16 protein-coding genes are annotated in these 13,081 nt (G+C 39.2%); 7 read left to right on the top strand and 9 right to left on the bottom strand.

Features of this window, described 5'->3' with window-relative positions; all coding sequences use genetic code 11:
* Positions 1 to 752: 752 nt before the first annotated feature.
* Positions 753 to 2,756 (bottom strand): M13 family metallopeptidase, encoded by a 2,004-nt coding sequence (locus tag ACK2WI_RS10305; RefSeq protein ID WP_409150685.1) that lies wholly within the window; start codon positions 2,754 to 2,756, stop codon positions 753 to 755.
* Positions 2,757 to 2,893: 137 nt separating this feature from the next.
* On the opposite strand from ACK2WI_RS10305, the gene ACK2WI_RS10310 reads away from it, so the two are divergent.
* Both ACK2WI_RS10310 and ACK2WI_RS10315 read left to right on the top strand, forming a co-directional pair.
* Positions 2,894 to 3,541, top strand: a complete 648-nt coding sequence (locus ACK2WI_RS10310) for a hypothetical protein (RefSeq protein ID WP_409150687.1) — start codon at positions 2,894 to 2,896, stop codon at positions 3,539 to 3,541.
* Entirely contained in the window at positions 3,522 to 3,890 is a 369-nt protein-coding gene (locus ACK2WI_RS10315) for a hypothetical protein (protein ID WP_409150689.1), read from the top strand. The genes ACK2WI_RS10310 and ACK2WI_RS10315 overlap by 20 nt, the downstream gene beginning before the upstream one ends.
* Here ACK2WI_RS10315 and ACK2WI_RS10320 read toward each other — a convergent pair.
* The 3 genes from ACK2WI_RS10320 to ACK2WI_RS10330 all read right to left on the bottom strand — a co-directional run bounded on the left by ACK2WI_RS10320 (position 3,887) and on the right by ACK2WI_RS10330 (position 5,536).
* Positions 3,887 to 4,081, bottom strand: coding sequence for a hypothetical protein (locus ACK2WI_RS10320; protein WP_093098030.1), 195 nt, complete (start codon positions 4,079 to 4,081; stop codon positions 3,887 to 3,889). The two genes, ACK2WI_RS10315 and ACK2WI_RS10320, sit on opposite strands and share 4 nt — an antisense overlap.
* A 193-nt stretch (positions 4,082 to 4,274) precedes the next feature.
* Positions 4,275 to 5,066 (bottom strand): S1/P1 nuclease, encoded by a 792-nt coding sequence (locus tag ACK2WI_RS10325; RefSeq protein WP_093098493.1) that lies wholly within the window; start codon positions 5,064 to 5,066, stop codon positions 4,275 to 4,277.
* Between the two features lie 8 nt (positions 5,067 to 5,074).
* Positions 5,075 to 5,536 carry a DUF4268 domain-containing protein gene (locus ACK2WI_RS10330; RefSeq protein ID WP_313368302.1) on the bottom strand — a complete coding sequence of 154 codons (462 nt, stop codon included), beginning with the start codon at positions 5,534 to 5,536 and terminating at the stop codon, positions 5,075 to 5,077.
* 78 nt (positions 5,537 to 5,614) lie between these two features.
* Here ACK2WI_RS10330 and ACK2WI_RS10335 point away from each other — a divergent pair, with 78 nt between their 5' ends.
* A complete protein-coding gene (locus ACK2WI_RS10335) occupies positions 5,615 to 6,151 on the top strand; it encodes a lipocalin family protein (protein WP_093098495.1) in 537 nt (178 codons plus the stop codon).
* Here the strand turns inward: ACK2WI_RS10335 and ACK2WI_RS10340 are convergent.
* Both ACK2WI_RS10340 and ACK2WI_RS10345 read right to left on the bottom strand, forming a co-directional pair.
* Positions 6,148 to 6,459 carry a hypothetical protein gene (locus tag ACK2WI_RS10340; protein ID WP_409150692.1) on the bottom strand — a complete coding sequence of 104 codons (312 nt, stop codon included), beginning with the start codon at positions 6,457 to 6,459 and terminating at the stop codon, positions 6,148 to 6,150. The two genes, ACK2WI_RS10335 and ACK2WI_RS10340, sit on opposite strands and share 4 nt — an antisense overlap.
* An 80-nt stretch (positions 6,460 to 6,539) precedes the next feature.
* Positions 6,540 to 7,868: an OmpA family protein gene (locus ACK2WI_RS10345; RefSeq protein WP_093098035.1), complete on the bottom strand. Its 1,329-nt coding sequence runs from the start codon at positions 7,866 to 7,868 to the stop codon at positions 6,540 to 6,542.
* Between the two features lie 126 nt (positions 7,869 to 7,994).
* Here ACK2WI_RS10345 and ACK2WI_RS10350 point away from each other — a divergent pair, with 126 nt between their 5' ends.
* A complete protein-coding gene (locus ACK2WI_RS10350) occupies positions 7,995 to 9,404 on the top strand; it encodes an alkaline phosphatase (protein ID WP_093098036.1) in 1,410 nt (469 codons plus the stop codon).
* 81 nt (positions 9,405 to 9,485) lie between these two features.
* Here the strand turns inward: ACK2WI_RS10350 and ACK2WI_RS10355 are convergent, their stop codons facing one another.
* Entirely contained in the window at positions 9,486 to 9,863 is a 378-nt protein-coding gene (locus tag ACK2WI_RS10355) for a single-stranded DNA-binding protein (protein WP_313368305.1), read from the bottom strand.
* Between the two features lie 154 nt (positions 9,864 to 10,017).
* Here ACK2WI_RS10355 and ACK2WI_RS10360 point away from each other — a divergent pair, with 154 nt between their 5' ends.
* Positions 10,018 to 10,401: a hypothetical protein gene (locus tag ACK2WI_RS10360; protein WP_409150695.1), complete on the top strand. Its 384-nt coding sequence runs from the start codon at positions 10,018 to 10,020 to the stop codon at positions 10,399 to 10,401.
* 63 nt (positions 10,402 to 10,464) lie between these two features.
* On the opposite strand, the gene ACK2WI_RS10365 is transcribed toward ACK2WI_RS10360, so the two are convergent.
* A complete protein-coding gene (locus tag ACK2WI_RS10365; RefSeq protein WP_093098041.1) occupies positions 10,465 to 11,175 on the bottom strand; it encodes a pirin family protein in 711 nt (236 codons plus the stop codon).
* A 75-nt stretch (positions 11,176 to 11,250) separates the two neighbouring features.
* Complete coding sequence (gene radC / locus ACK2WI_RS10370) at positions 11,251 to 11,943, bottom strand: RadC family protein (RefSeq protein ID WP_409150696.1); 693 nt, start codon at positions 11,941 to 11,943, stop codon at positions 11,251 to 11,253.
* Between the two features lie 151 nt (positions 11,944 to 12,094).
* Between radC and ACK2WI_RS10375 the strand changes: the two genes are divergently transcribed.
* Complete coding sequence (locus ACK2WI_RS10375; protein ID WP_093098044.1) at positions 12,095 to 12,553, top strand: peptidylprolyl isomerase; 459 nt, start codon at positions 12,095 to 12,097, stop codon at positions 12,551 to 12,553.
* A 22-nt stretch (positions 12,554 to 12,575) separates the two neighbouring features.
* The gene (locus ACK2WI_RS10380) at positions 12,576 to 12,980 is read left to right on the top strand and encodes a DUF5606 domain-containing protein (RefSeq protein WP_093098045.1); all 405 of its coding nucleotides are present in this window, start codon (positions 12,576 to 12,578) and stop codon (positions 12,978 to 12,980) included.
* Positions 12,981 to 13,081: the final 101 nt, after the last annotated feature.

Raw genomic sequence — 13,081 nt, forward strand, 5'->3', positions numbered from 1 at the left:
GCGGTTGTAAACAAACTGATCAAACAGGCGTTCGCCATTGCAAAGTCTGGTGAGGTATATCGAGTGGAAAAAGGATTAGCAGAATAAAATTTGGAAAAAATTTAAAATAAATTTGGAAATAGACACAGTTCATCCTCCATCTTCGATGGAGGACCTGTACCCCAATACCCCCACTTTGTAAGGTTCCGAGATCCTTCCTGCGTCACGATGACAGCGGGAAATGGAAAATAAATATATGTGAGCGGCATTCCGCCAACGATCTTGGTCCATCCTCCAATCCCGAACATCCTGGTTCAAAACGGTTGTATCATGACTGATAATCAATTATTTGTATTGTATAGTTCCGAGATCCTTCCTGCGTCAGGATGACACTGGAAAAGGACATTTTTTTTGCAACATACTGCCCTAGAAGGGCAGTATTATTTTAGCTTAGATGGTAAACTATATAGGGGTAATGCAAAAACGATGTTCGATTAATCGAACATCGTTTTTGCGCTACTTCCAGGCTAAGGTGCCATGTCTGCTAAAATAATGGAACCCCAAAAGGGGTTCTATATTTAAAAAATAAAAGAGCTAATTTATTTTCATTGCCAACATGCTGTCATCACCTTCCAATAAATTTAGTCCAAATTTTTACTTCTCAGGATGACACTGGAAAGGAGATTTTTTTTGCGCCATACATCCCCTCACCCCCCAAAAAAAACAGGAGCAACCTTCCGGCTGCTCCTGTTTCTCTTGATATCAAAATCTGCTTACCAGATTACGATACGTTTATCTTTAGGGATATACAATTTATCACCTTCTTTGGTTTCGAATGCTTTGTGGAATGCATCTAAATTGATGATCGGTCCAGTAGCACGGTATTGAGCCGGTGAATGTGGGTCAGTTTTCACTTGGTTTACCACAAACTCATCGGTAGTTTTGGTACGCCAGATGGTTGCCCATGAAAGGAAGAAACGTTGGTCTTGGGTGTATCCATCGATCAAACCAGGGTTTCCTTTGTCTTTTAGGTACATCTGCAATGCATCGAATGCAACTGAAGAACCACCAAGGTCACCAATGTTTTCACCTAGGGTGAATCTACCGTTCACAAATACTCCCGGTACAGGTTCGTAAGCTTCGAATTGCGCAACTAATGCATCAGCAGCAGCTTCAAATTTAGTTCTGTCTTCGTCAGTCCACCAGTTATTCAGGTTACCATTTCCGTCGTATTGAGAACCAGAGTCATCAAATCCATGTGATAACTCATGACCGATAACCGCTCCGATACCACCAAAGTTCACTCCTGGATCAGCTTTATAATCATAGAATGGAGGTTGTAGGATAGCGGCTGGGAAAACGATCTCGTTGAACAATGGGCTATAGTAAGCATTTACCGTCTGTGGCGTCATGCCCCATTCTGACTTGTCTACTGGTTTGCCTTGTTTAGCAAGGTTTTCTTCAAATGACCAACGACGCACGTTATTTACATTTTCGATCAAAGAAGTACCTACTTCTAAGTTAGAATAGTCTTTCCATTTGTCTGGGTATCCGATTTTCACGGTGAATTTAGAAAGTTTCTCTAAAGCTTTTTCTTTAGTGGTTGGTGACATCCAAGCTAAATCTTTGATGTGTACATTGAAAGATTTGATCAAGTATTGAACCAACTCCTCACATGCAGCCTTTGCCTCAGCAGGGAAGTTTTCTTTCACATAAAGCTTTCCTAACAATTCACCAGCGTTGCCATTGACAAATTCCAAACCTCTCTTATCCAACGCACGTTGTTCTTTTTGACCTCTTAATTTCTTTCCGTAGAAATCGAAAGACAATTGATCTAGTTCTTCAGTCAAATAACCAGTAGCGTCATCCATTACATGGAATTTCAAGTATTCCTTGATAACTGGTAAATTCTCCTCATTAACGATCTTGTCTAGATTCTGGTAATATTTCAATTCACCGATGATCACGGTATCCGCTTTGAATCCCAAGGCTTGGATGTATTTAGCCACATCCATATTCTTCACCATTTTATTCAAATCTTTTACCGCAACCGGATTGTAACGTTTTTGAGCATCACGCATCTCCTCTACTGTTTTTAGGTTGGAAGCGATCAATTTCTCAAATTCTATTACTTTCGGTCCTTTTAGATCTCTGGTCTTCGGATCAACCTTTCCATATAACGCATTGATATATTGGTTATAGTTACCCAAGGTTTCGGTGTTTTTGGCATCTTCTTTTTGGTAATAAGTACGTCCAAGACCTAGACCACCACCACCTAAATAAACAGCATTCATATTACTGTTTTTCATGTGGGCATAAACATAAGCTCCGAAGAAAGGGTTGCCACCGATTGCTCCGTATTTCACGAAGTAATCGTAAAGACCTTTCAGGTTCTTCACTTGATCGATATCCTTCAATTGTTGTTGAATAGGAGCTATTCCCAACTTGTTACGGGTATCAAAATCTACATAAGATTTATAAAGATCAGCAATCTTTTGACCATCAGTTCCTTTTTCGAATTTGGTATTCAAGGATTCTTTAAGGATTTTCAAGGCTGCTTCATCTGTGTTCTCTCTTAGTTGATCAAAAGAACCCCAACGAGCCTTATCAGAAGGAATTTCTACAGTTTTCATCCAATTACCATTGACATAATTGTAGAAATCATCTTGGGGACGAACGGATTTGTCCATGTAGGAAACATTGATTGCTTGATGTTCTTGCCCAAAAACACAGGCTGAACTAGTAAATAATGCTGCCATTAATACGTATTGTTTCATAATTAACCTATTTTGTTTAAGAACTAAGAGATAGTTCCTATGCAAACATAGCGAATCTAGGAAAAAACAAAAAGTAACTATTTTTATATATTTAATTGATTTTAAATTAACACAATGGATTTGCTAAATTGGCCGAAATGATAATTCAGGTTGAAAACATCGATTATTTATTGGTCAGCAGCAATAAAAAAAGGATAAGCATTGATTTCAATGGACAGGATTTACCTGTCATATATGCTCCTGCTGATCTATCTATCCAAGAATTGACTGCATATGTCAAGCGTTTTGCCAAGAAAAATGCCAACAAGGCTATTCCAACGGAAGAATTGGAATTCTTTAGCTTGAAAATCTTCTCCAGGGAATATCCTGTGCGGCCTTTGCCTACTGGACAATCTAAACCCTATTTAAAAAATAATATTATCTACTATTCCAAATCCACATTGACCACTAAAAGTCAGGAAAAACTGGAAAAACAGCTGGGACAATATATGTTTGAACAGATGATCATGAGCTTGGTTGGCAAATGGGAAGAACTTTTGGATTACCTTTTGGAAGACATCAAATTCAAGAAAATACCAAAGAGTTATTTTGTCTTTTCAGGGAAAACATTAGTCTACAATAAATCCAATATTGACCTGGACTTGAGGTGCAATGAATATTTATTGGCAAAGGCTTTGATAGAGATAGCTGGTAAAAACAAACTACGGCCTACTATTTTGGAAAGACATTTTCCAGATGCGAGGCAAATTGAAAAAATATTATCCTATGGAAACGAAAGAATATAGATTTGAAACTGAAATCAACCAGCAACAACTGGAGGGCATATCAACCGATCCTTCTGCATTATTGGACATCATATCAAAAGAAGAACTGGATAAGTTAAGCTGGTTTATTTTTGATGTCTTAGGGGATAAGGATGGCAGCCCGGAAGTTGGGAATATCCAGGTTTCAAGTTTTAAATATGATGCCGAAAAGAACAAGGGGACCTTTCGAATGCAATTTGACATTGACCGAAAGTTTTGCTGTTCCGATATGGGTAGCTGCAGCAATGATTACCTTGATTTCAACTTCAATATTGAAAATAATCTCTTGGTAGCAAGCGGTAATTACTTCGATTGGACCTTGAACAATTAAGCGAATTTATAGACTTTGAAATAATAAATGATAATGGCGATCAATATCAACATGATCGAAAGGATTAGCAAATTTGCTTTCAATGCAGCCCAGTCTTTCTGTACTATATTGCTACTGATTAAAATCAATTTGAATAGGACACTTATTCCAGCTATCAGATAGAAAAAGTTAAAGAAGTTAATCTCCATCATACGCTTGAAGGGTTAGATTTTGTTAATAATTGGTTTTGAATCAAATATACAAATTTCAACTTTTAATTTCCTAGTAATTAAAAGTTTATATCCCGATTAGCGTAAATTGATTAAAAAAGAATAGGTATCTGAAATTAGACACCTATTCTTTTTAGTAATAATGTTCTTTTTGTTCGATTGAACAAGGGAATTCTTAGCCAAATACTTCGTTCAATTCTTTTGCAAGTCTTAACCCAGCTTTCAACAGGGCGTTTTCCATAGGATCTTTGAACCTGAAGATATAATCGTAAGATAACTTGTTGTTCTTAGCTACATCATCATAAATGATATTTGCCATTTGATGTGATTCATACAACCAGTCCTCTAGTGTTGAATTTGTGTATTGCTTATAGAAGGACTTTTCAAAATCCAGCACACGTGCGTATTCAGTATAAGACCATTTTTCGTTATCGACTAAGTCGCTATCCCAAACACGGTGGATATTAGATCCCCTTCCAAAGAAAGTAACGGCAATTTTATTTCCACCAAGGTCCTCTGCCCTACTCACATGCATGGGTTGATGGGCATCCCCTAATAAATGGACCATAAAATAAAAAGCCTGTCTTCTTTGTTCGATGGTCAAGTCTTTGTTTGCAACATCTTTTTTCACTCGTTGATAAGCTTTGTATAGATTCTGTTCAGGTGAATTTTGGAGTTCCAGCAAAAACTGCTCATGTGTCAGGTTACCTGGGGTATTTAAGAAATGCCACGATCCTGTTTTCAGGAGTACCGAATCTGGTGAAGACTTGATAAAGTCTGCCCAATTGGACCAATAGGCAATTTTTTGATGGCCTATCAGTTTTTCGATGTTGCGTTTAGCTTTTCTTGTCAAATGTTGTTCTGCGATTTCAGAAATCACGCGATGTCCAGTCATCCCCCATGCCATTACATGATGAGATTGCGTTAATAGCATAAAAAATACTAGAATTCTACCTACTAGTTTCATATTCCTCATTATTTAAAAAGTTCAAATCCATATTGTGCTGTTGACCAAAAGCTATCCAGCGCGATGATGCGAGGTTTAAAGAAAGAAATGAGTTCTGGCCAATCTTCCTTTTTAAAGACACTCAATCCTCGAATTTCGGTGTATATACGAGCTGTTTGTTTGCCGTAATCATCGTAAAAGGAGTCGTCCCAGATCCATTCCTCCCCAAGTTCTGCTTCCAGTACCTTGGCATATTCCTTAAATTGTTCAAAGAGCAGGGCACGGATTCCGTCATCAGGATTGGCTATCTCGATCCCAATCTGTGCTATCTTATTGGTTGCTTCCATTCTAAAGAACAAGAAGCGAATACCGGTTTTATAATTCACCCATGTTACCTTTTCACCATCCTCGCTTGGGATTGGCGCCATGTATTGCCCAAAAGTGGTCCAAAAGGACTCCTTTATTTTCTTTGCTTCTTCTCTTGAATACAATTCTTTAATTTTATGCAAAACTAGGAATCTCTTTAAACATTTATGAGGTTTAACCTGTTTTCCTATAAAATATTTACGATGGACAAGAAGAAAACCCTAATAGCCCTTACCGCAGTAGCCCTCGGTTCTGTAGTCTACAACTATTTGAAACCCATTAAATCAAATGCAGATGCTGTTCAAGATTTTGACCTGCAAAGATATCTTGGAAAATGGTATGAGATTGCCCGATTGGACTTTTTCTGGGAAAAGGACCTGAAGAACGTGAGTGCTGAATACAGTTTGAATGATGATGGATCCGTTCGGGTGAAAAATGAAGGTGTAAGCACTGTGAATGGCAAAACTAAAACAAGTATTGGAAAGGCTAAATATGCAGGTGATGTCAATGAAGGTTCCTTAAAAGTTTCTTTTTTCGGTCCTTTCTATTCCGGTTACCATATTGTACAATTAGACGAAAACTATGAGGATGCCTTGGTCTTCGGGGATAACCTGGATTATATGTGGATCCTTTCCAGAACAAAAACCATCAGGCCAGAAAGAGAAGCAGCTTACCTGAAATATGCAGAAGCTTGTGGTTACGACACTTCAAAATTAAAGTGGACCATACAGGAAGGTTAAAGATCAAATACAGGTTGGATGATGGAATAATTCAAGGTAGGATCTTGTTGAATTACCGTTGCGATTTCTTGTTGATCGGCAGCACTGATAACATTTCCTAATCCTGCATTAAAAAGACACACCAATAAAAGGGCAGATTCTGCCTTTTCGTGGTTGGTCAGTAAAGAACTTCCAACATAGAAGTTAAGGATTGATGCGGCATAGTCTCCAAAGAGTTCGAAATCCAAGGTCTTTCCTTTGGATTTCAAATCCTTAAAGAACTTTTCAAAATCCCCATTGATCATGTCTTGTTGTGTCTCTGTAAGCATACAGCAAAAATAACAATCGGATTGACAATAAAAAAAGCAGTCCAATGTAAATTGGACTGCCTCACTTTGGTTTTCAATAGTTATTTTCTTACGCTTATCGCGACTCTTCTATCTTTCACACGATCAGATTCGGGTGCATCAGCGGGATATTTAGCGAATTGGGAACCATAGCCTTCGGTTGCCATCACCCTATCTCCTACTCCTTTGGTATCAAAAGCATTCTTAACTGCAATTGCCCGATCATTAGAAAGCTTTTTATTGATGGCTTCATCACCGGTTTTATCGGTATAGCCACCAAGTTTCACTTTAGCATCTGGGTAAGCATTTAAGATAGCGACCAAATTGTCCAGCTGAACCTGACTTTCAGGAAGAATATTAGCTGTTCCGGTTTCGAAATTTAAATTGTCGAAATCAAACCAGCGGTCTTTCAATTCTTCATCTGATAAGCTCTTGTAATCAGAATTCAGGAACTGTACCAATTGATCTTCAATACCACCTTTATAGGCGTTGAGTTCGGTATTATTTGGCAGAGTTACCATAATACTTTCCCTAACCACTTCCATTGGGCTGGTTGTAGTATCTTGGTTTACGACAGAGTCAGTGATCAAGGAGTCCACATGGGCATCTGACACAGGTGCTTCTTCTCTATTACAGCCTTTTCCGAAAAAGAACCATAACAGCAGCAGGATAATCGGAAGCAGGATCCACCAAAGGCCTGCACCTTTCTTACGGTCTTCATCTGCAGGGGGAAGTGCCGCTGGCGGCTCTTCACGTCGAACCCTGGAGGTAGGAACTATTGGATCTTCGACAAGAACGTCTCTTGCTGGATCGACAATGGGATCAACCTCAACCACTTCTTCCTTGACAATGGTTGGTCCTTTTGGCTCTTCGCCAAGGATATTCAAGGGAAGTCCGGCAGGCAATGCCTTCAGGAAGTTAGAACGGTTGTTGTTAAGATCGGCTTCAATGGAGGTGGTGTCCCACCGTTGCCCATTGCTGGTCAAAGCACCTACCACAGCGGGAATTGCTGCAGAGAACATACGAATCAAGGAGTTCGTATTCAGGCCTAAAAAGTTTGCCGTATTGGGTATTACCTGGTCAAATGAATTCCCGAAAAGGGAGCTTAACACCGTCCTTGTGGTATCCCCATCTTGAGGTACATCCTGCACTGGAGGGCTGAACCTCAATACATCTGAAAAATTAAATCCAGAAAAATTTGATTTCAATGTTTCTAAAAGATTTCCTAGACCGTGGCCGGCTTTACGTTGGAAACCTAAGAATAAAGAAGGAATTACAGTTTCGATTCCTTTTTTTGCCTGATCTGGGGAAATGTTTTCCTCGGAGGCAAGAGTACTATAGGTGTGCTCATTGAAGTATTGATGAGCAAGCTCTAATAAATTGTTTTCCATAACTGAGTTTATAAGTACAATTACAGAAACAATCCGTGTAACATTTTGTTTGCAACAAGCTGTTTTTGCCAATTAACATTATCTTAATATGAGAACCTTAGTTTTGTATAAATTAATCCATTTGGTATGAACATTAAATTTTTCAATTTATTCCTCGCCTTATTTTTATTTATAGGCTCCAGTTTTGCACAGAAACAACCGAAATACATTTTCTTTATGATTGGAGATGGTATGGGTTTGAACCAAGTCCAGGCGGCAGAAGTATACAAAAGCTCCCTAGAAGGCAAAAATTCAGTGTACCCAACTGTTTTCAGTCAATTCCCTTATGCGACCTTTGCAACATCTCATTCTCTATCCCATGGGGTAACGGACTCTGGTGCTGGTGGTACGGCCTTGGCAGTAGGTTACAAAACTAAGAACGGTGTAATTGCCATGGACAGTGCTGGCGTGAAATCTTATAAAAGCATTGCCTATTTAGCTAAAGAAAAAGGAATGAAAGTTGGGATTACTACTTCGGTAAGTATTGACCATGCTACTCCGGCATCTTTCTTTGCAAACCAACCTGATCGCGATATGTATTATGAAATTGGTTTGGATATCATCAAATCTAAATTTGACTTCTTTGCAGGATCTGGTTTCCTAAAACCAACTACGAATGCTAAAAAGGAAGAAGTGGCTTCTATATTTCCTCAATTGGAGAAAGCAGGCTATAAATTGCTTTATGGTTTAGATGACTACAAAAAAGCGAATAAAGCCGATAAATTGATCTTGATGAATAAAAAAGGTACTGACAATGTATCCTTAAAATATGCGATCGATCAAAAACCTGGAGACTTGAACCTTGCTGAAATCACTTCGGCTGCCATCGAATCCCTAAGCCAAGGCGATAAAGGTTTCTTCTTGATGGTTGAAGGCGGTAAAATCGACTGGGCATGCCATTCCAATGATGGTGCTACAGCGGTACATGAAGTTTGGGATTTCAATAATGCAGTTCAAAAAGCGTTTGAATTCTATCAAAAACATCCTGAAGAAACATTGATCATTGTTACGGCGGATCACGAAACGGGTGGTATCGGCGTTGGCAACGGTAGCTCTACTTTGCGTTTGAAAAACCTAGAAAACCAGAAGATTTCCCAAGAAGCGCTTTCAGCTGCAATCAATGAATTCAGAAGCAAGAATGAGAATGCTTCATGGGATCAATTGAAAGAGTTTTTAGGACAGCACCTTGGTTTGTGGAAAGCAATCAAAGTAAGCGAAGATGATAACGAAGACCTACATGAAGCCTATAAAAAAAGCTTTATTGAACATAAGAATGAAACTAGCAAAAGCCTATATGCTACCAACGATAAAATCGCTTCTTTAGCGATCAAAGCTTTGAACAAAGCTTCATCGATTAGCTGGGCTTCTGGAAGCCACTCGGCAGCCTATATCCCAGTTTATGCTATTGGAGTAGGTGCTGAACAATTCCATCAGAAAATGGACAATGTGGATATTCCGAGAACGGTTTCTAAAGTTGCGGGTTGGCAACATCCATAATAAGTCAAAGAACTTAATCAAGTTATTTATCGGGAGCTGATGTACATACAGCTCCCTTTTCATTGCTGTGGGGGCCTATTTTCAGGCGCTGATTTCAGGTTGCATCTTCTGGTTCAGCCCCATCCCTTCCATCAGAAACATCAACTTATTTGCCCTGATTTCACAATACTGTTGTGTATTGCCGCTTTCCTTTTCGTATTGTTTGTAGAAAATAGTTCCTTGGATCAACCAAAGACTACCTTTTTTACCGCGTTTCTTCATTTGATTGCACAGCATATTGCCCCATACCGCTATCCGATGCCATTGACTTTTCTCATACTGTTCACCATTCTTCTTGACCCCGTATTCATTAGTGACCAAAGAAATAAAACAGTATGGTATACCAGTGCTGCTGATCTTGATCTCTGCTTCCTGACCTAACCTTCCCAATAGTTGTACTGAATTTTTTATCGTGCTCATGGATATTTCAATTTTTGATATTTATTTTCTTATTAATCAATTATCTTAGCTAAGTAACTGATACAAAATTGAGGAAGGGTGCCTAGTTTATTCGTATTTCAAACAGTTAAAAACGACTGTAGTCGGTTTTAAACGATTAAAATCATTTATTGCCATGGGTATTAGAACATGTAAAGAATGTGAAGAGGTATTGCGCGGAAGGACTGACAAAAGGTTTTGCAATGATGGATGCAGAAACGCTTACAATAACAGAGAAAACAGCAAGGATAGTGACATCCTCAAGAAGATCAATAATCAGCTTCGAAAAAACAGGAAGATTTTGAGAACATTGCTTGCAGAAGAGAAAATGCTGAAAACGAATAAAAGTAAGCTCCTGGCAGAAGGGTTCTCCCTAAAATACCATACCCATCGGATAATCACTTTAAAGGGGCAAGAATATATCTTCTGTTATGAATATGGTTACTTAGATCTAGGGAATGATTATATCCTGATAGTCAAGAGCAAGGAAAAGAAACGCGAGATCAATGCCTTGGTTTAGTTTTGGATCCATAAAAAAGCACCTGTATTAGATACAAGTGCCTTATACTTAATAAAAATATATTTATACCGGAACTTCCATCAACAGAAATTCAGCATTGGTATCTGCTTTGATCTTAACATCATGAGCACCTGCAATTCCTAGGCCATCCCTGCTGTGCAATTTTTGACCTTCCACATCTAGCTCGCCATTCAGCACGAAAATATACAAGCCCTGATCAGGTTTTTTCATCATATATTGACGGGCATAACCCGCATCAAAATCAGCAAAATGAAACCAGGCATCTTGGTGGATCCAAACGCCTGCATCATCGGGATCAGGGGAAAGGATCTGTAAGAAATTATTCTTGGCTGCTTTGAAATCGATGCTCTGCTGATCGTAACGTGGTTCAACGTTCTGTTTATTTGGAACAATCCATATTTGGAGGAATTTAACTGGATCAGTTTTGCTGTTGTTAAATTCGCTATGTTCCATTCCTGTTCCCGCGCTCATCACTTGGATATCTCCTTTTTTAATGACCGAACCAGTCCCCATACTGTCGTTATGCGCCAACTCGCCTTCCAAAGGAATGGAGATAATCTCCATATTGCTATGTGGATGTCTTCCGAAACCCATGCCGGCCTCTACATTATCATCGTTTAAAACACGTAGTGCACCGAAGTTCATTCTTTCGGCATTCATGTAGCCTGCAAAACTGAACGTATGATTAGATTTTAACCATCCATGATCTGCATGTCCACGAGAGTCAGCTGGGTGATAAAAAAATTTTGCCATAATATTCTCCTCCTTTAATAATTAACACAAAGTTCAAGCATTAAGTTTTATTGTACATTGACATAGGTTAAGAAATCAAGTGATCAAAATTCCTTCATCTCGGAAGCTATAATAACTCTCATCTGTAATGATGAGGTGATCGTGGACATGGATGTCCATCAGTTTGGCGGCCTGCGCTATTTTCTTGGTCAAGGTCCGATCGGCATCGCTAGGCCTTAGGGTTCCTGAAGGATGGTTATGGGCCAGGATAATGGAATTGGCCTTGTTCATCAGGGCAAAGCGGAGGATTATCCGCACATCAACAGGTGTAAAATCATTGCCTCCCCTTCCGATCAATTGCTTGTCCAGCACCTTACAACTGGTATTGAGAAAAATCACCCAGAACTCTTCATGGCTCAGGTCTTCTAAAAGATGTTTCAAAAATTCATAGGCTTTTTTGCTGCTATTGAGGACGGGTTTTTCCTGGATTTCTGACTCCTGCCTTCTTCGGCCGAGTTCCAGTGCGGCAATGATGCTGATGGCCTTGGCCTCTCCGATTCCCTTAAATTGACAAAGCTCCTTGACATCCATTTTGCTGAGCCGGAAAAGGTCGTTGCTAACCGAGCTGAGGAGCCTTTTGCAGAGTTCAACAGCAGTTTCATGCCTGGATCCGGATCCGATCAATATGGCCAGGAGTTCGGCATCTGTTACGGCCCTTCGGCCTTGTTCGAGGAGTTTTTCGCGCGGTCTATCCGATTCTGCCCAATCCCGAATGACTAATTTCTGCATATACTTTATTGCAATAATATTTCTTTAAAGTAAATATAGTGATTGTAAACGAGAGCTTAAAAACTGGGATTCAACATCTTATTGTACAATCTTTAGAATTTACGCAGAAACCTTATCTTTGTAGGCTATTACAACATTAAGGACAGAAATAATGAGCAAAGCGATTATCAAAACAGAAAAAGGCGACATGACTGTGCAGTTTTACACAGAAGATGCTCCAAATACAGTAGCCAACTTCATTAAGTTAGCTAAATCAGGATATTATGATGGTTTATCATTCCATAGAGTTATTCCAGATTTCGTAATTCAAGGCGGATGTCCTAATACACGCGAAGGCGCAACAGGCATGCCAGGTACTGGTGGCCCAGGATACAAGATCGATTGCGAATTGGATGGTGAAAACCAATACCATGACCGCGGTGTCCTTTCCATGGCGCACGCTGGAAGAAACACAGGTGGATCACAATTCTTCATCTGCCACAGCCGTAACAATACTGCTCACCTAGACCGCAACCACACTTGTTTCGGAAAAGTAATCGAGAACGTCGATGTTGTTGATGATATCCGTCAAGGTGATCGTATTTTAGGAGTAGAGATTATTGAAGATTAATTCTTATATAAGAAGCAAAAAAATGAATTTAAGAGGATTAGTGTCAGTTACTGGCAAACCAGGATTATTTAAATTGATCGGTCAAAACAAAGGTGGATTCGTTCTTGAATCCCTAGATGCCAGCAAAGTTAAATCGGTAGTGAACCTATCGACTACTAAAATGGCTACCCTAGAGGATATCACTATCTACGGTGAGGATGAGGAAATCCGTTTATTGGACGTGTTTGAAACCATCAAAACAAACGGGGGCAATACTCCAGATGTAAAAGCTGACGGAAATACTTTGCGTGAGTATTTCAGAGAAGTAGCTCCTAATCATGATGAAGCAAGAGTTTACTCTTCTGATATCAAAAAGATTATTACATGGTACAATATCATCAAAGAACTTCCTTTGTTTGAAGAAGAAGCTCCAGAGCCTCTAGCGTAAATTGACCAACATATAAAAAAACCTATCCTAGATATTTTTTAGGATAGGTTTTTTTATATCCTTATATTTAAGAATTGGTGATATTATCGATTACATTCAAG

The sequence above is a fragment of the Sphingobacterium sp. BS-2 genome (assembly GCF_046161205.1).
Taxonomy (GTDB): Bacteria; Bacteroidota; Bacteroidia; order Sphingobacteriales; family Sphingobacteriaceae; genus Sphingobacterium; species Sphingobacterium mizutaii.